We start from the raw sequence: 16,883 nt of genomic DNA on the forward strand, positions 1-16,883 counted from the left end.
CGGGCCGGAACGGCGCATGCCGCGCCCGGGCGTCGGACGCGGCATGCGTATCGGTGCGAGAACGTGTCGCCTAGATGGGCAGGCGGCGGAAGATCGGGCGCGGCACGTGGCGCAGGATCATCATGACCCAGCGGAAAGTGCCGGGGGCCCAGACGATTTCCTTGCCCTTCTCGGAGGCGGCGACCGCGAGGAGGGCGACGTCCTCCTTGTTGATGGTGAGCCCGTTCTCCTTGGCGTGCGCGGAGAGCCGGGTGCGCACCATGCCGGGGCGGATGACCGTGACGCGCGGACCGAACTTCGCGACCGCCTCGCCGAGACCCAGGTAGAAGCCGTCCAGGCCGGCCTTGGTGGAGCCGTAGACGAAGTTGAACCGGCGCACGCGCTCACCGGCGACCGAGGACATGGCCAGGATGCGGCCGAAGCCCTGCGCCTTCATCTTCTCGCCGAGCAGCACGCCGACGGAAACCGCCGCGGTGTAGTTGATCTCGGCCATCATGACGGCCTTGCGCTGGTCCTGCCAGAAGATCTCGCCGTCACCGTCGATGCCGAACGCGACGATGGCCACGTCGACGTCACCGTCCGCCCACGCCGCGTCGATCACGGCCGGGTGGCTGTCGGTGTCGAGCGCGTCGAAGTCGATCATCTGCACCTCGGAGGCGCCGGCGGCCTTCATCTGCGACACGGCGTCCTCGCGCAGCGGGTCGCCGGGCAGGGCGGCCAGGACGATGCGCGCGGGACCCTTCTTCAGGTACTCGGCGCAGATCGCCAAGCCGATCTCCGAGGTGCCGCCCAGCAGCAGAATGGATTGCGGGTTCCCTACCGCATTGATCACTGAAGCTCCAGCCTTCTCGCCATATCGGACATGAAAACGCCTGTGGGATCCACGCTTCGGCGGATCTTGATCCACTCGTCGATCCGCGGGTACATCTTGTGGAAGGTCTCCGCGTCGGTCCGTGAATCCTTGGCAGTGTAGAGGCGACCGCCGAATTCCAGGACGCGCCGGTCCAGTTCGCGCACGAAGTCATTGAGACCGGGGCGGACCGGGAAGTCGACGCAGATGTTCCAGCCCTCCATGGGGAAGCTCAGCGGCGCCGGGTTACCCGGGCCGAAGAACTTCAGCACATTGAGCGCCGAATGGTGACCGGAGCGCTGGATATCGACGATGATCTTGGTGAATTCGTCGAGCGCCTCGGGCGGCAGCACGAACTGGTACTGGATGAATCCCTTGGACCCGTAGGCCCGATTCCACTCCGAGACCACGTCCAGCATGTGGTAGAACTGCGTCAAGTTCATGACCTTGCCGGTGTAATTGCCGCCGAGCGCGTAATACGCCTCGCCGACCATCCCCAGCGTGAGCTTGTTGGCCGCGAAACTCGGGAAGATATCCGGCACCGTCAGCAGATTCGGCGCATCGAACTTCAACGGATTCTTGCGCAGCTTCTTCGGCAGCTCATCGAGCGTCGCCAGCCGGCCGCGAGACACATTGGCGCGGCCCAGTTTCGGCGGCGCGCTGATGGCGTCGAACCAGGTGGAGGAGTAGGTGTAGTTCTCCTCGGACCCGTCCTTGTGGACGGCGATGGTCTCTTCCAGGCCGGTGGTCTTGATGCCGTCGGAGATGAAATACGCCGTCTCGGTGGGCGTCATCTCGATGGTGGCACGCAGGATGATGCCGGTCAGACCATTACCGCCGACGGTGGCCCAGAACAGCTTGGCGTTCTTCTTCGGCCCGATGGTCTGCACCTTGCCGTCGGCGGTGAGCAGATCGATGGACCGCACGTGATTGCCGAAGCTGCCCGCGCTGTGATGGTTCTTGCCGTGGATGTCGGAGCCGATGGCGCCGCCCACGGTCACCTGCCGGGTGCCCGGCAGCACCGGGACCCACAGGCCGAACGGCAGCGCCGCCTTCATCAGCTGGTCGAGGCTGACGCCCGCGTCCACGTCCACCAGCCGGGAGTCCCGGTCGATGCGGTGAATGCGGTCGAGTGCGGTCATGTCGACGACCAGGCCGCCCGCGTTCTGCGCGTGATCGCCGTACGAACGGCCGAGGCCGCGGGCGATGACACCGCGACGCAGGTGCGCGGGCTTGGAGTCGTTGTCCTCCGCGACCATAGTGACCGCCTTGGCGATCAGCTCCGGGTCAGCGGTGGAGAGCACTTCCGAGGTGGTGGCTGCGGTGCGACCCCAACCGGTCAGGCGCCGGGTCTGCGTCGGCAGGTCGAACGAACCCGGTGACGCCGTGCCCGCTGTGTCTTTGCCTACGACGGGGCCCGCGCCTGCCGAGCTGGGCTCGGTGGCGGCCGCGTTGGTGGTCTGAGCTTTCGTGGACATCGGCATAGAGGCTACAGGCATAACCGTCTCGAGGCTTGTGTCCTTTGTCCCGGGCATTACTCTTCTGCGTTGTGACCGCGGAACCCCATCTGCCCCTGCCGCCCGAGCTGCCCCTCGTCGATGAACCGGGTGGTACGGACGTCGATCTCAAGACGCAGATCATCCGATTCGCGGTCACCGGTGGCCTGTCCGCCATCGTCGACTTCGGCCTGTACACCCTGCTGTTCAAGCTGGTCGGGCTGCCGCTGCCGGTGGCCAAGTCGATCAGCTTCATCGCGGGCACGACCACGGCCTATCTGATCAACCGGCGCTGGACCTTCCAGGCCGAGCCGAGCCGCAAGCGCTTCATCGCGGTGGTGCTGCTGTACGCGGTGACCTTCGCGCTGCAGGTCGGCATCAACCAGCTCTGCTATTACGCGCTGCCCGATGCGTGGTGGCGGATCTGGCTCGCCTTCTGCGTCGCGCAGGGCACCGCCACCGTGATCAACTTCATTGTCCAGCGCGCGGTGATCTTCAAGATCAGCTAGGACTCGACCAGGGCGTTGGTCTCTTCCTTCGCCCGGAAGTAGTCGCCGCCCTTGGCGCGCACATTGTCGGTACCCCACTGGCGCTGCTCGCGCTGCGCCGGGACCAGGTGCGGAATGTGCTTGCGGCAGTGGATGTAGGCCTCCTCCACATCCACCACCACCCAGCGCTCCGGAATTCGGCCCCGGGTCTCGGCCGGCAGGTCGGGCACGCAGCGGCGCATGAGCGCGTCGTCCACGATGCGGGCGGTGCCATTGAGGTGCAGGCCGATCAGGTCGTGCACGAAATCGATCATGAGAATGCCGACATGGGGGTTCTCGAGAATATTGCCGAGGCTGGCCATGACGCCGTTGCCGCGATATTCGGGATAGGCGACGGTGTGATCGTCGATCACGTGCAGGAAGCTCGGTTTGCCGGCGCGGAAGCTGGAATCGCATTCACCGTGCTTGTCGGCGGTGGCGATGAAGGCCATGTCCATGCGCCGAATGAAATCGATCATGTGGGTATTGAGCCGATCTCGCACCTGATCGGCGTAGAAGCGTTGCGCCCGCTCCTCGGTACCGTATCGCTCCTGCAGTTCCCGTTCGCCGTCACTGCCGTTTCTGGTACCGGGCATCGTGCGCCCCCTTTGGTAGCTGAATACCGGATGGAAGAGGCTCGGCCACGAACTTCGGCCGTCCGAAATCCTATACGGTTTAACTATTTTCGTGTGGCGAATGCGTGAACCGGCGTATCTGCCCCGGTGGGGTTTCCTCGACTGCTGCCGGACAAACCTTCCCGGGGGAGGATCCTCCCGGATGACAGGACCCACAAGGGACCTTCGGCCCTTTGCTGCGGGGATGCTGCTCGTCGTTCCGGGTGGTAGGTGTGCGAGATCCCCAGGGGGCGTGAGGATTTCGTACTTCTGATTTGCCTGTTCCGCAGAGCTTCGGGGATGTGGTGCGGCCGTCATCCCCCTAGGTGGCGCCGATCTTCGGTACTCGAGACACAAATACCGAAAGGTCTTTCAAGGCACACCGATTCCGGCCGCAACGCACCGTGTGGTCCGGCTCCGCCTCACGCCCGGGCGAGCGTCACCGGCACGCCATTGAACACGGCATTCCCGGACGGGGCGTCCACCAGCGAATCATCGGTCAGCGCATTGGCATTCACTCCGGCATGCTCGCGCGCGACGGTCTGCGTGCTGTCCTCGTGTCCCCAGCCGTGCGGCAGGCTGACCACGCCGGGCATGATGTCCTCGGTCGGCTCGATGTCCACGGTCAGCGTGCCCGCCGCCGACTTCACCACGGCCTGCCCGTTCAACCCCAGCCGCGTCGCGTCCTCCGGATGAATGTGCAGCGTGCACCGATTCGACCCGCCCACCAACGGCGGCACATTGTGCAGCCAGCTGTTGTTGGATCGCAGCTGCCGCCGCCCCACCAGCACCATCTCCGGCCGCTCGACACCCAGCCGGGCCCGTAGCCGCTCCAGGTCGGCCAGCAGTTCGGCGGGCGCCAGCTCGACCCGGCGGGAGGCCGTCCGCAGTACACCGGGCAGCCGGGGCTCCAGCGGTCCCAGGTCGATGCCGTGCGGATTATCCAGCAGCACTTGCAGATTCAGCTTGCCGCGCCATTCGTTCTCGCCGTCCGGCGCGGTGGCCCATTCGCCGAGGGGGCCCAGCCGCAGCATCAGGTCCAGCCGCTGTTCGGTGGTGTCGGCGCCGAGCAGTTCGCCGCGGCGGTCGGCCAGGCCGGCCTTGTGCAGGGTCCCGGCGATGACGATCTCGTCGACCGCGCCGAGCGGATCCAGCCCGGGCTGGGCTTCCTGGCCCGACACGGCCAGGGCCAGTCGGGCCAGCACCTCGGCCTCGGACAGCTCGTTCTCGCCGAGCGGCACCAGCGGCCGCGAGTAGCGGGCGTAATTGTGGACCGCGAAATTGAGCAGCGCGAAGTCGTAGTGCGGCGACTGCAGGATGCGCGGCGGCGGCAGGATGACGTCCGCGTGGCGGGTGGTCTCGTTGAGGTAGCGGTCCACGCTCACCATGAATTCCAGCCCGGCGAAGGCGGTGTCGAGGCGCGTGCCGCTGGGTGCGGACAGCACCGGATTGCCCGCCACCGTCACCATGGCCCGGATCTGCCCGTCGCCGGGCGTGCGGATCTCGTCCGCGAGCGTGGCCACCGGCAGTTCGCCCATGGCCTCGGGCAATTCGCGCACCCGGCTGGTCCATCGCGCGAGGCGGAACGGCCGCGACCGCACGATGCCCAGCGCCGCCCCCGTCGCGAACATGGCCCCGCCGGGCGAGTCGAAATTGCCGGTGAGCACATTGACGACATCCACCAGCCATTGTGTGAGCGTGCCGAATTCGGCCGTGCAGGTGCCGATCCGCGCGTAGACGGCGGCCGTCGGCGCGGCGGCCAGCTCGCGCGCGATCCGCACGATGGTCTCGGCGGGCACCCCGGTGCGCCCGGACACCAGCTCCGGCGTGAATTCGGCTGCCGCTGCCCGCACCTCGTCCAGCCCGTTCACCTCGACCCGGACGTCGGTCAGGCCCTCCGCGAACAACGTGTGGACGATCCCGAACAGCAGGTAGGCGTCGCTGCCCGGCCGCACGAACACGTGCTCGTCGGCCAGCTTGGCGGTGCGCGTACGCCGCGGATCCACCACCACCAGCCGCCCGCCGCGCTGCCGCAGCGCCTTCAGCCGGCCCGGGAAATCCGGTGCGGTGCACAGCGATCCATTGGACTCCAGCGGATTCGCGCCCAGCATCAGCAGATAGTCGGTGCGGTCCAGGTCGGGCACCGCCACGGTCAGCGGATCACCGAACATGAGTCCGCTCGACACCTGCTTGGGCATCTGGTCGGCGGTGCTGGCCGAGAACAGATTCCGGGTGCCCAGCGCCCGGATCAGCAGCGGTACGTACAGCGCCCCGGCCACGGTGTGGGCATTCGGATTGCCCAGGTAGAGTCCCACCGCCTGATTGCCGTGCGCGGCCGTCACCTGCGGCAGCCGCTCTCGGATCACCCCGAAGGCCTCGTCCCAGCTCGCCTCCCGCCAGGTGTCGGTGGCGCGGTCGCGAATCATGGGCGCGGTCAGCCGATCCGGATCGGCGTCGAGATGTCCGAGGGTGGCGCCCTTGGGGCAGATGAAGCCCCGGCTGAAGGGATCGGCGTGGTCACCGCGCACCGACACGATGTGATCGGTGCTGTCCAGGGTGAGCTCGAGGCCGCACACCGCTTCGCAGAGCGGGCAGGTGCGTAGCAATGTCCGGGGGCTGTCCGTGACGTGGGTCATACCCCATGATCACCCGGAAACGTACCGGGCGGAACACCTCTGGCCGCCGGGAATATCGGACACGGACTCCCGGCGGCCGCCAATGCCGGAGCCTCGGATTATGTTCGCTATCTCTTAATTTGCAACGTTCGGACCCGGATACGGCGAAACCCGCGAGCGCCGGGGCGCACTCGCGGGTTTCGTGTCGTTGTGGGAGCTGGTGGCGTCAGGAGGCGATACGGGCCGCCTGCGGCGCTCCTTTGGCGGCGGCGCGGACGCCGGCGGCAATGGCGACCACCGGCGGGATCCAGCGGGCCTCGTGCGGGGCGACGCCCCAGCAGGCCGCACCGGCGGACAGCTTGCTCGGCGGCAGCGGGATGCCCGCGCCGTCGGCGTAGACGACCACACCGGACTCGCGCAGTGCCTCGATGGCCCGTTCGGCCTTGCGCAGGCCGGTGACGAGATGGATCTCGCGGCGCTCGGCGCCCGGGATCTCGATGACCGGGCCGGTCAGGTCATTGGCCCGCAGGTAGCGGCGCACGAAGGCGGCGGTGTCGCCGGTGACCTCGATGCCCGCGATGTTCTCGTCGGTGACCAGGCACACGCCATTGGCGGTTTCGGCGACCGTCCAGCCGCGCCGGATGTAGTCCTGCGCAGATTCCGCAACGGCTGACGAAAACGTCGTACGCACTGGATTCTCCATTCCCCGGTAGATCTCGTTCCTGCTCTGTGCGTCGTATCGGAACGGGGGGTTCGGGGTGTTACACACTCTTTTTGACCTTGGGTCCGTTTGTGTCCCGGAATGTCATGCATCAGGTCCGATTCGACCCAATGGTGACCATGTCCCAGCTGCGACACGACGTCGGTGTAGTGGCCCTGCCTGCGACAACACCGTCAAGGAGGCTGTCGTCGGATCCGGAGCCCAGCGCCCGCCCGTGAGCGTGACGTGTTCTACACCACACTGTCTCGTCCTGCGGCATCCCGGTGTTACCGGAGACACTGAGTCGGCCGAAAAGGTCTGCGGGAGAGGAGATCGTCGGCATGACCGATCAATCGGGCGGGAACACAGCCGAACTCGAGGAATTCGACGAGTTCGACGAGATCATCACCGAAGGGCGCTGGGCCGCCTTCAAGGAGTCCGCCACCCGCCGCATGTCCCGGCGGCTGGCCGCGGACGAGGAGGCCGAGGAGCCGGTCGAACCCTTCGCCAGCCCAGGCGCTTTCGGCTCCTGGAGCGTGGACGCCGCCCGCGCCCTGCTGGACCTGCAGTTCCAGCGCGCTGCCACCCGCACGCTGCTGCCCCTGGCATATCTGCTGGGCCTGGCGAGCGCCGTCGCCATCCCGATCGTGGGAACCATAGGGCTGTGGCGAATTTCGGCTTGGCTGGGCATCGTGTTCGCCGTGGTGTTCGCGGTCCCGCTGGGCCTGGTGATCGCCGCGGTGGTGCGCCTGCTGCTGGAGTTCGTGCTCAATGCCTCCCGGCTGGCGGCGCGGGTCGCGCATATCTCCGATATGGCCGACGATCTGTTCCAGGCCCTCTCGGATGTGGCCGAACCGGTCAATCAGCTGTCCAAAGATGTTCAGGCAGTCCAGTTCTGGCGCTTCCGCCGGCGCTCGTCCCGGAAGTAGGCTGGACAGCGGCCGCTATCCCGGCCACCGGGCGGTGCGAAATCTGCCCCGGGCCGCGTCCCGCGTCCATGGATCGCTGAGTTTTCCTGTGCAACAATGCGATCGCAACACTGGTTTAGGGGGACGAATGGCTCTACCGCAGGGGATTACCGGATCGACCGTGCCGCGCCGCCAGCTCGGCCGACACCTGCGCGACCTGCGCAATCGCGCGCGCATGACGACCCGGGTGGCCGCGCAGCGATTGGAATGGTCCGAGGCCAAGATCTGGCGAATCGAAACCGGTCAGACGTCTTTGCGCAGTCTGGATGTCGAGGCCATGTGCCGCATCTACGGCGCTCCGGAGGACGCCATCGAACCGCTCACCACGCTGGCCCGGGAAACCAAGGCCCGCGGCTGGTGGACCGAGTTCGGTGACGTGATCGACGAGGGTTACGAGGTCTACATCGGCCTCGAGGAGGCGGCGAGCCGGCTCACCAGCTATGAGAACGAGCTGGTGCCAGGGCTTTTGCAGACCGAGCAGTACTACCGGGCGGTGCTGGCCGGGGCCTACCCGGGTATCTCCGCCGAGCAGCTGGACCGCCGGGTCCGGGTGCGCACCGCGCGCCAGTCGCTGCTCACTCGCGCGGAATCGCCGCTGCAACTGGATGTGGTGATCGCGGAGGCCGTGCTCTGGCATCGCATCGGCGGCGACGACGTGACCCGCGGCCAGCTGGACCGGCTGCGCAAACTCGCCGAACTGCCCAATGTCCGGCTGCGGCTGCTGCCGGCCGAGTGCGGCTACCACCACGGCATGGACGCGGGCCGCTTCGTGCTGCTCGAATTCCCCACCGCCGCAGGCGAACCCACCGAACCGCCGGTGGTGTACGTGGAAGCCCTCATCGGCTCCTCGTATCTGGACAAGGAGCACGAGGTCGAGCGCTACCGTGAGGCGTTCGGCGGCGTGAGTTCCCTTGCCGTGGACGCGCTTCCGGTGATCGACACGCTCCGCGCCGCGGTCTGATCAGGCCTGCGGAGACCGGAGGGTCTCCTCGAGTATTTCCCGGTGTGTGGGCGCGGCCTGCTTGTGCAGTTCGCGCCCCTTGTCGGTGAGGCATACGAAGATCGCCCGGCGATCCTCGGTGCACAGCGTGCGATCCACGAGCCCATCACGCTCGAGCCTGGCCACCGTGCGCGAGAGCGCGCTCTGGCTCAGATAGATGTCATTGGCGAGATCGCTCATCTTGCAGCTGTCGCTGCCCGCTTCGACGAGGCGGTCCAGGGTTTCGAATTCGCTGAGCCCGATGTGGTGGCGGCCTTGCAGTTCCTTTTCCAGAGCGCACGAGGTCGTCGCGTGCCGGGCCAGCAGATCGCGCCACTCGCCCACCAGCCCGGACGTCTCGAACGACGTCGACACAGGCCGGTCGACGGGCGCTGTCGGCTTCGGCATGCGGCCATCTTAGTCTGCTCGCCGAACCCATGCAACTGCATTAAATGTTTGTGCATTTGATGCATGTGCATGTACTGTCCCTTCTCGTGACTTCCACCGAGATCCGCCCCGCAGTGAGCGCCGCGGCCGACACCACGCAGTGGACCGCCCGGCTCTGGGGCATGCTCATCACCCTGTGCATCGTGCTGTTCCTGGACGGCCTCGACGTGTCGATGATCGGCGTCGCGCTGCCGTCGATCGGCACCGAACTCGACATTCAGACCTCCACCCTGCAGTGGCTGGTCAGCGGGTACGTGCTGGGCTACGGCGGCCTGCTGCTGCTGGGCGGCCGCACCGCCGACCTGCTGGGCCGCCGCAAGGTCTTCCTGATCGCCCTGGCCGTCTTCGCATTGGCCTCGCTCGCGGGCGCTCTGGTCAGCTCGCCGGCGCTGCTCATCCTGACCCGCTTCGTGAAGGGCCTGGCCGCCGCGTTCACCGCGCCGACCGGTCTGTCCATCATCACCACGAACTTCCAAGAGGGCCCCGCACGTAACAAGGCGCTGTCCATCTACACCGTCTTCGGCGCCGGCGGCTACTCCATGGGCCTGCTGTTCGGCGGCCTGATGACCGGCCTCGGCTGGCGCTGGACCTTCCTGCTCCCGGTTCCGGTGGCCCTCGCCGCGCTGGTCTCCGCGTATTTCCTCGTCCCCAAGGACAAGCCCGCCGAGGAGGGCGGACACGACCTGATCGGCGCGCTGCTGTCCACCGCCACCATGCTGCTGCTCGTCTACACCGTGGTCTCCGCGCCGCAGGCGGGCTGGGGCTCGGCCCGCACCATCGGATCGTTCGTCGCGGTGGCCGTGCTGGGTGCGGCGTTCGTCTACGCCGAGAGCAAGGTGCGCTACCCCCTGCTGCGCCTCGGCATCCTGCGCAAGCCCACCCTGGTCCGGGCCAGCCTGGCCATCATCGCGGTCGCCGGTTCGTACTTCAGCTGGCAGTTCATCACCACGCTGTACCTGCAGGACACTCTCGGCTGGTCGCCGTTGAAGCTGTCGATGGCGCTGCTGCCGGTCGGTCTGCTGGTGGTCGCTTCGGCCTTCGTCTCCGACAAGCTGGTCGATCGCTTCGGCACCGGCCCGATCATCGCGATCACCATGGTGATCATGGCCGTGGGCTACCTGCTGTACCTGCGCATCGACACCGCGCCGTCCTACCTGACCGTGCTGCTGCCCGCGGTGCTGCTGGTCGGCATCGGCTGGGTCGGGTTCCCGGCCATCAATATTCAGGCCACCAGCGGCATCGACGATGACGAGCAGGGCCTGGCGGCCGGTGTGCTGCAGACCGCCATGCAGGTCGGCGCGGCCATCGTGCTCGCGGTGACCACCGCCATCGTCACCTCGGGCGTGCCGAGCAACCCGACCCCCGCGGCCATGCTCGACACCTACCGTCCCGGCCTGGAATTCGCCGCCGGTGTCTCCATCGTCGGCGCCCTGGTCGCCCTCACGGTCTTCCTCCCGAGGCTGCGGGCCCGCCGCCAGGAGGCCCGTGACCTGGAGGTCGAACTGGTTGGTTGATACCCACCGGCCGGGTCCGCCGCTCACACGGACTCGGCCGGTCACCTGAAACAGCCGAGGCGCACCGTAAATCACGGTGCGCCTCGGCTTTTCCCGTCGCGGGTGAAAATCAGTGCAACAGTTTCAAATCCGCCAGGCGGGGGGCGGCCGCGTCCTTGTCCGAGCGGACGAAGGTGAGCGGTTCGCCGTTGCGGCCCACGGTCGGCCACTCGATGGCCAGGTCCGGGTCGAAAGCGTCCAGGTCCCGGTCGAATTCGGGCGAGTACTCCAGTGAGCACAGGTAGTTGACGGTGGAGTCGTCCTCCAGCGACAGCAGCGCGTGCCCCAGGCCCTCGGCCAGGAACACCGACTTGCGCTCCACATCGTCGATGACGACCGCGTCCCAGCTTCCGAAGGTGGGGGAGTCGCGGCGCAGGTCCACCACCACGTCCAGGAACGCCCCGCGCACACAGGTCACGTATTTGGCCTGCCCGGGCGGATTCTCGGTGTAGTGGATGCCGCGCAGCACACCCGCCGCGGAGGTGGAGATATTGACCTGCAGCAGGTCGAAGGGCCGTCCCACCGCCTTCTCGAATTCCGAGGACTTGAACGACTCGTAGAAGACGCCGCGCTCGTCTCCGTGCAGCCGGGGCGCGAACTCCCACGCGCCCGGCACCGACAGTTCCCGAATCCGCATGCCTACCTACTCCCAGCTTCGCCCGTGGTCCAGCAGGCCCAGCAGGTACTTTCCATAGCCCGAGCGCACCAGGGGTTCGGCCAGCCGGGTGAGCTCATCGTCGTTGATGAAGCCGAGCCGCCAGGCCACCTCCTCCGGCACGCCGATCTTGAGGCCCTGCCGCTCCTCGATGGTGCGCACGTAATTGGCGGCGTCCAGCAGGGAGTCGAAGGTACCGGTGTCGAGCCAGGCGGTGCCGCGGGCCAGCACCTGCACGTGCAGCCGGCCCTGCTCCAGATAGGTGCGGTTGATATCGGTGATCTCGTATTCGCCGCGGTCCGACGGCTTCAGATCGCGCGCGATGGCGAGCACGTCGTTGTCGTAGAAGTACAGCCCCGGAATCGCGTAGTTGGAGCGCGGCGCCTCGGGCTTCTCCTCGATGGAAATGGCCCGGCCCTCGGCGAATTCGACCACGCCGTAGGCGGTGGGGTCGGAGACCCGGTAGGCGAAGACCGCGCCGCCGTCCAGGTCGTGGAAGGTCTGCAGCTGGGTGCCCAGGCCCGGGCCGTGGAAGATGTTGTCGCCCAGCACCAGCGCGGCGCTTTCGGTGCCGACGTGATCGGCGCCCAGCACGAAGGCGCGGGCCAGCCCGTCCGGTTCCGGCTGCACCACATACGAGATGGACACGCCGAACCGGCTGCCGTCGCCGAGCAGGCGGGTGAAGGCGTCGGCGTCCTCGGGAGTGGTGATCACCAGGATGTCCCGGATCCCCGCCAGCATGAGGGTGGACAGGGGGTAGTACACCATCGGTTTGTCGTACACCGGGACCAGCTGTTTGCTCACCCCGCGCGTGATCGGGTGCAACCGCGATCCGGTGCCCCCGGCCAGGATGATTCCGCGCATGTCTCGACAGTCTGCCAGTTCGACGGCAAAGCGCGGCGGTCAGGTTCCGACTGGACTTCGAATCGATCACGCGCGTTTACGGTGACGCCAATACGGCGATAACTGTTGCGTAGGTCACGTTCTCATGGTGTTCTGAAACGACGCTATGTGAGATGTCAGCGCCGACTCTCGCGCGCCGGGTGCCGAGCCAACGTATCGGTCGCTCCGGACGAACGGCTCGGCGCGCCAACAACGAGGTAGGTGCGCGATGGCTCACGAACGGCCTGTCAGCGAAACGGCCCACGAGGACGTCCCCGTCCAGAACCCGAACCGGACCAGTGCCGCCGCCCGCGCCCTGACAGTGGTGGCTCGCACCATGATCCGTCCGGCTGGCGAGCTGGTGCCGGTCACTGTGGCATCCATGCCGGTGGCCAGCACCGTCATCAACAGCCTGGCCAAGCTGCGCCCGACTCCGCGGGGAGTGGAGCGGGAACAGGTACGGCTCAATGGCTTCCGCATGGAGATCGTGCGGCCCGCCGGGGCCCGCAAGGCGCTGCGCGACGGCGCGGTCCTGTACATGCACGGCGGCGGTTTCTTTCTGTGCGGGCTCGACACCCACCGCCCCGTGGTCGCCGCTATCGCCCGGCGAACCGGGCTGCCGGTGGTGAGCGTGGAGTACCGGCAGCTGCCCGAGACCGATATCGCCGGATCCGTCGCCGACTGCCTGACGGCCTACAAATGGTTGCTGGCGCACGGCGTCCCGGCCTCGAAGGTGGTGTTCGCCGGCGACTCCGCGGGCGGCTACATGACCTTCGCGACCGCCCTGCGGGCCCGCGACGCCGGACTGCCCGTCCCCGCCGGACTGGTCGGGATGTGCCCCGCGCTGGATCTGGACTGCACCGAGAAGCGCGCCCACCCCAACTACCGCCGCGACGCGCTGATTCCGCTGTCCGCACTGGAGTCGGTGATCAAGCTGGGCGCCGAGGTGAACGGCCGCCTGGATCCGCGGCTGTCACCGGTCAACGATGTGCTGGCGGGCCTGCCGCCCGCGCTGCTCATCGTCGCCGAGGACGAGGTACTGCGCCGCGACAGCGAGATCATGGCCCAGCGCCTGGCCCAGTCCGGCGTGCCCGCCACGCTCGAGATCTGGCGCGGCCAGGTACACGCCTTCATGGCCATCTTCCCCGCCATGCCGGAGAGCCGAGCCGCCCTGGCCCACGTGGCCCGCTTCGTCCGCGACCGCATCGAGGCCGGGCAGGTCGCCCGCACGGCGTGATCGGGCGGGTGCGGCCCGATCGATTCGGGTGGGGTGCAGCCTGATTGATGATGTGGGGCTCGGGGCGCCGATCTCGGGCCCCACATCTGTTTCGCGGCAGCCGTTCCCGGAAGACGGCGGAACCCCCGCCCGGATGATCCGGGCGGGGGTTCCGTTATGCAGTGGGCGTGTCGCCTTACTTCGCCGGAGCCGGCTGGATGTGCGGCTCGTTGATGGTGGAGAAGTACTGGATCGCGGCGGCGATGGCGACCGGGGCGGTCACGAACACCTGGCCGGCCAGGGTACCCAGGAAGCCCACGGTGCTGGCGCCGATCAGGCAGCCGGCCACCGGGCCGACACCGAACATGGTGGCCAGGGGGGCAGTCGCAGCGGCGAAGACGACACCGCCGATGACGCAGCCGAGCGCCGCGCCACTGATACCACCGACCAGGGTGCCAATGGTGGCACCGGTGGCGATGGTGTCCTTCATACGGTTCCAGGCGGCCTGCTCACGGTCGTAATCCGACTTCCACGGAGCCTGGTCCTCGTAGGGGAGTGCAACCGGCTTGTAGACCGCGTGGTCCATGTCGAGCTGCGGGGTCACGGTCACGGTGTGGGGGTCGCTGATCTGCGCGGCGATCGGGAACTCGAAGTCGTCAACGCGGAAGTTCAGCGGCATACCAGCCACGACGGTGCCGTTGGAGGCCTTGAGCTCCAGGTTGCCGTTATCGACGACCAGCGAACCAGCGTCAGTGTGCAGGATGCTGCTGTCGCCGTTACTGGTGATGGCGTAGTTGATGGCGCCGTTGTCGTCGGCGGCCGGAGCGGCGTTCACGGTCCCGGCGGTGATGCCCAGGGCGGCGACGGCCAGTGCCGCGGTGGCGGCGAATTTCCTCATCAGCATTTGTAGAAACCTCATCGAAGAGCTCGGGGGGACATGTCGAATCGAAATGGAGAACAGCTAACGAGCGGTGAACCCATCGTGTCCGTCCGTTCAAATTTTGTTCACCAAGTCGATCGTGCGGTCTGCAAGGTAGTGGAAACGCGCTGCAAGGGAAAGGTTTTGACGCAGATATGCGATCCCCCTGTCCGTTACCCGGAGCAGTCCATGTGATGAAGGTCACATGCGTCGCGTGGAAAGTCGTGACGCTGGTCGCACGAATGTCACGGCAGGACCGTGGAATTACGACATTTCGGCCGAGCGGCCGCCTTTCAATTACGTGCGTTTGTTTCAACAGGATGTCCGATTCCGCGCACAACGACCGCCCGGCTGGTGTAGAGAAGGCAACTTCCCGTACCCATCGCGGGCGGACGCCCCGGCCGACGTAGTGTTTCCGTGTGCGACTGCTCGTAACCGGCGGCGCCGGGTTCATCGGCGCGAACTTCGTTCATCAGACCGTGACTGCACGTCCCGGTGTCCATGTCACCGTGCTGGACAAACTCACCTATGCGGGCAACCGCGCCTCACTCGACCCGGTCGCGGACCGAATCGAGTTCGTGCACGGCGACATCGCCGACACCGCGTTGGTGGATCGCCTGGTGGGTGGTGTGGACGCAGTGGTGCATTTCGCCGCCGAATCACACAACGACAATTCGCTGGCCGACCCATGGCCGTTTGTCCAGACCAATATTGTCGGCACCTATTCGCTGCTCCAGGCGGTGCGTCGCCATCAGGTGCGCTACCACCACATCTCCACCGACGAGGTGTACGGCGATCTGGAACTCGACGACCCCTCGGCATTCGGCGAGAACACCCCCTACAACCCGTCGAGTCCGTACTCGGCCAGCAAGGCCTCGAGCGACATGCTGGTCCGCGCCTGGGTGCGGTCGTTCGGAGTGCGGGCCACAATCTCCAACTGCTCCAACAACTATGGGCCATACCAGCATGTGGAGAAGTTCATCCCGCGGCAGATCACAAGTCTCATCGACGGTGTCCGCCCCCGCCTGTACGGCGCTGGTCACCAGGTGCGCGACTGGATCCACGTGGACGACCACAACAGCGCGGTCTGGGAAATCCTGGAACGCGGCCGCATCGGCCAGACCTATCTGATCGGCGCGGACGGCGAGCGCGACAACAAGTCCGTGGTGGAGCTGATCCTGGAGGCATTCGGCCGTGCCCCAGACGATTTCGATCATGTCACCGACCGTCCCGGCCACGATCTGCGCTACGCCATCGACGCCTCCCTGCTGCGCACCGAACTCGGCTGGGAGCCGCGGTACCGTGATTTCCGCCAGGGCCTCGCGGCCACGATCGACTGGTACCGCGACAACGAATCCTGGTGGCGTCCACAGAAAGCCGAGACCGAATCCGCCTACATCGCCGCGGGCGAAAAGGTCATCTAGCCGCTGCGGCCGGACCGCGAACTAGGCCCAGTCCTGCCGGTAGTCCGCCCAATCCTGTTGAGTGGCCGCGAAATCCACATAGAGCGCGACCCCGAATGCCGCGCGGTCGCGCGCGGTGCGGCCCAGCCCCAGGCGCACGCCGCGCAGCGCGGCGGCGACGGTCTCGGCCGCACCGTGATGGGCCGGGTTCTCGGCCCAGAAGGCGGGCAGCCCCATGAGCAGATCCGTGCCGGGCGGCGTGACCTGCAGGGCCAGACTGGTCTGCTGGGCGACATATCCGCCGTACAGTGCGCGGGTCGGCATGGCGGTGTCATAGGACATGACGGCGATTTGATCCACCCGCCGGGCCACCTCCGCGAAATAGGCTTGTGACCACCATTTCCCGTGATCGAACAAGGCCACGCCGAGCGAATGCAATCCGGGTAGCGGATCGATAACCGGAGCGGAGACCGACAGCACTGCGTGCCGGGCCGAAGTGATGGTGCGGACCTGATCCAGGATGATGGTATAGCCGCCCGATCCCGAGCGCACCGGTTCGAAATCGAAGTGAATACCGTCGAATCCGAGATCGAGTACCTGCGACGATGTCGTGACGACATGATCGCGGGTCCTCGGATCATCGGTATTCAGACCGTCGAATTCGGGAGTGAGCACATCTCCGAGCCACGCCTGTACGCGAATTCCGGGCAGCGTCCGATGCACGGCCTCGAGGAACCAGCGGGCCTGTGGATAGAGCTCGGGGGACAGCGTGCCGTCATTGTCGAGCGGCCCGGTGTGCACGTAGAGATCCTTGATCCCGGTCCCCGCCAGCAGAATTCCCAGCTGGGCGATATCGGCGTCGGATTTACGGCCGTCGACCCAGGCGTGCCCCAGCCAGACGGCGTCGTGGCCGCGGGTGCGGGTATCGTCCCGCAGGGTGCCGGCGTCCTGCAGGCGCAGGAACACTGCGGCCGCCGCGACGGGAGTCAGCAGGATGGCGACAATGATCAGCAACACCACGGCAATTCGCCGCGTCCGTGACCATCGACGCCATCGGAC

16 protein-coding genes are annotated in these 16,883 nt (G+C 66.9%); 6 read left to right on the plus strand and 10 right to left on the minus strand.

What is annotated here, in order from left to right; translation table 11 throughout:
• Window positions 1-70: 70 nt before the first annotated feature.
• Both ABZ909_RS04810 and ABZ909_RS04815 read right to left on the minus strand, forming a co-directional pair.
• Entirely contained in the window at window positions 71-832 is a 762-nt protein-coding gene (locus tag ABZ909_RS04810; RefSeq protein ID WP_356996251.1) for a decaprenylphospho-beta-D-erythro-pentofuranosid-2-ulose 2-reductase, read from the minus strand.
• Window positions 829-2,334 carry an FAD-binding oxidoreductase gene (locus ABZ909_RS04815; protein WP_356996252.1) on the minus strand — a complete coding sequence of 502 codons (1,506 nt, stop codon included), beginning with the start codon at window positions 2,332-2,334 and terminating at the stop codon, window positions 829-831. The genes ABZ909_RS04810 and ABZ909_RS04815 overlap by 4 nt, the downstream gene beginning before the upstream one ends.
• Before the next feature lie 65 nt (window positions 2,335-2,399).
• Between ABZ909_RS04815 and ABZ909_RS04820 the strand changes: the two genes are divergently transcribed.
• A complete protein-coding gene (locus tag ABZ909_RS04820) occupies window positions 2,400-2,855 on the plus strand; it encodes a GtrA family protein (protein ID WP_356996253.1) in 456 nt (151 codons plus the stop codon).
• On the opposite strand, the gene ABZ909_RS04825 is transcribed toward ABZ909_RS04820, so the two are convergent.
• From ABZ909_RS04825 to ABZ909_RS04835, 3 genes are all read right to left on the minus strand, one after another.
• On the minus strand, window positions 2,852-3,469 hold the full coding sequence (locus tag ABZ909_RS04825; RefSeq protein ID WP_356996254.1) for a pyridoxamine 5'-phosphate oxidase family protein: 618 nt from the start codon (window positions 3,467-3,469) through the stop codon (window positions 2,852-2,854). The two genes, ABZ909_RS04820 and ABZ909_RS04825, sit on opposite strands and share 4 nt — an antisense overlap.
• A gap of 440 nt (window positions 3,470-3,909) precedes the next feature.
• Window positions 3,910-6,123: a molybdopterin-dependent oxidoreductase gene (locus tag ABZ909_RS04830; RefSeq protein ID WP_356996255.1), complete on the minus strand. Its 2,214-nt coding sequence runs from the start codon at window positions 6,121-6,123 to the stop codon at window positions 3,910-3,912.
• 205 nt (window positions 6,124-6,328) lie between these two features.
• A complete protein-coding gene (locus ABZ909_RS04835) occupies window positions 6,329-6,793 on the minus strand; it encodes a hypothetical protein (RefSeq protein WP_356996256.1) in 465 nt (154 codons plus the stop codon).
• Window positions 6,794-7,143: 350 nt separating this feature from the next.
• Here ABZ909_RS04835 and ABZ909_RS04840 point away from each other — a divergent pair, with 350 nt between their 5' ends.
• A complete protein-coding gene (locus ABZ909_RS04840) occupies window positions 7,144-7,731 on the plus strand; it encodes a DUF4282 domain-containing protein (protein ID WP_356996257.1) in 588 nt (195 codons plus the stop codon).
• 127 nt (window positions 7,732-7,858) lie between these two features.
• Window positions 7,859-8,731 (plus strand): helix-turn-helix transcriptional regulator, encoded by an 873-nt coding sequence (locus tag ABZ909_RS04845; protein ID WP_356996258.1) that lies wholly within the window; start codon window positions 7,859-7,861, stop codon window positions 8,729-8,731.
• On the opposite strand, the gene ABZ909_RS04850 is transcribed toward ABZ909_RS04845, so the two are convergent.
• Complete coding sequence (locus ABZ909_RS04850; protein ID WP_356996259.1) at window positions 8,732-9,157, minus strand: MarR family transcriptional regulator; 426 nt, start codon at window positions 9,155-9,157, stop codon at window positions 8,732-8,734.
• 86 nt (window positions 9,158-9,243) lie between these two features.
• Here ABZ909_RS04850 and ABZ909_RS04855 point away from each other — a divergent pair, with 86 nt between their 5' ends.
• Complete coding sequence (locus ABZ909_RS04855; RefSeq protein WP_356996260.1) at window positions 9,244-10,710, plus strand: MFS transporter; 1,467 nt, start codon at window positions 9,244-9,246, stop codon at window positions 10,708-10,710.
• Window positions 10,711-10,819: 109 nt separating this feature from the next.
• On the opposite strand, the gene rfbC is transcribed toward ABZ909_RS04855, so the two are convergent.
• Both rfbC and rfbA read right to left on the minus strand, forming a co-directional pair.
• Window positions 10,820-11,386, minus strand: coding sequence for a dTDP-4-dehydrorhamnose 3,5-epimerase (gene rfbC, locus ABZ909_RS04860; protein ID WP_356996261.1), 567 nt, complete (start codon window positions 11,384-11,386; stop codon window positions 10,820-10,822).
• Window positions 11,387-11,392: 6 nt separating this feature from the next.
• Window positions 11,393-12,268, minus strand: a complete 876-nt coding sequence (gene rfbA / locus ABZ909_RS04865) for a glucose-1-phosphate thymidylyltransferase RfbA (protein ID WP_356996262.1) — start codon at window positions 12,266-12,268, stop codon at window positions 11,393-11,395.
• Window positions 12,269-12,515: 247 nt separating this feature from the next.
• Between rfbA and ABZ909_RS04870 the strand changes: the two genes are divergently transcribed.
• Window positions 12,516-13,523, plus strand: a complete 1,008-nt coding sequence (locus ABZ909_RS04870; RefSeq protein WP_356996263.1) for an alpha/beta hydrolase — start codon at window positions 12,516-12,518, stop codon at window positions 13,521-13,523.
• Window positions 13,524-13,698: 175 nt separating this feature from the next.
• Here ABZ909_RS04870 and ABZ909_RS04875 read toward each other — a convergent pair whose 3' ends face one another.
• On the minus strand, window positions 13,699-14,406 hold the full coding sequence (locus ABZ909_RS04875) for a hypothetical protein (RefSeq protein ID WP_356996264.1): 708 nt from the start codon (window positions 14,404-14,406) through the stop codon (window positions 13,699-13,701).
• Window positions 14,407-14,840: 434 nt separating this feature from the next.
• Here ABZ909_RS04875 and rfbB point away from each other — a divergent pair, with 434 nt between their 5' ends.
• On the plus strand, window positions 14,841-15,845 hold the full coding sequence (gene rfbB / locus ABZ909_RS04880; RefSeq protein ID WP_356996265.1) for a dTDP-glucose 4,6-dehydratase: 1,005 nt from the start codon (window positions 14,841-14,843) through the stop codon (window positions 15,843-15,845).
• A gap of 21 nt (window positions 15,846-15,866) precedes the next feature.
• On the opposite strand, the gene ABZ909_RS04885 is transcribed toward rfbB, so the two are convergent.
• Window positions 15,867-16,844, minus strand: coding sequence for a hypothetical protein (locus ABZ909_RS04885; protein ID WP_356996266.1), 978 nt, complete (start codon window positions 16,842-16,844; stop codon window positions 15,867-15,869).
• Between the last annotated feature and the right edge of the window lie 39 nt (window positions 16,845-16,883).

The organism is Nocardia sp. NPDC046763, assembly GCF_040645495.1.
Lineage (GTDB): Bacteria > Actinomycetota > Actinomycetes > Mycobacteriales > Mycobacteriaceae > Nocardia.

Excerpts from the sequence above, each read along its gene's own strand:
- ABZ909_RS04825 (WP_356996254.1), bottom strand. The coding sequence starts at position 3,469 with ATGCCCGGTACCAGAAACGGCAGTGACGGCGAACGGGAACTGCAGGAG.
- ABZ909_RS04850 (WP_356996259.1), bottom strand. The coding sequence starts at position 9,157 with ATGCCGAAGCCGACAGCGCCCGTCGACCGGCCTGTGTCGACGTCGTTC.
- ABZ909_RS04815 (WP_356996252.1), bottom strand. The coding sequence starts at position 2,334 with ATGCCGATGTCCACGAAAGCTCAGACCACCAACGCGGCCGCCACCGAG.
- ABZ909_RS04840 (WP_356996257.1), top strand. The coding sequence starts at position 7,144 with ATGACCGATCAATCGGGCGGGAACACAGCCGAACTCGAGGAATTCGAC.
- rfbC (WP_356996261.1), bottom strand. The coding sequence starts at position 11,386 with ATGCGGATTCGGGAACTGTCGGTGCCGGGCGCGTGGGAGTTCGCGCCC.
- rfbA (WP_356996262.1), bottom strand. The coding sequence starts at position 12,268 with ATGCGCGGAATCATCCTGGCCGGGGGCACCGGATCGCGGTTGCACCCG.
- ABZ909_RS04875 (WP_356996264.1), bottom strand. The coding sequence starts at position 14,406 with ATGCTGATGAGGAAATTCGCCGCCACCGCGGCACTGGCCGTCGCCGCC.
- ABZ909_RS04830 (WP_356996255.1), bottom strand. The coding sequence starts at position 6,123 with ATGACCCACGTCACGGACAGCCCCCGGACATTGCTACGCACCTGCCCG.
- ABZ909_RS04870 (WP_356996263.1), top strand. The coding sequence starts at position 12,516 with ATGGCTCACGAACGGCCTGTCAGCGAAACGGCCCACGAGGACGTCCCC.
- ABZ909_RS04845 (WP_356996258.1), top strand. The coding sequence starts at position 7,859 with ATGGCTCTACCGCAGGGGATTACCGGATCGACCGTGCCGCGCCGCCAG.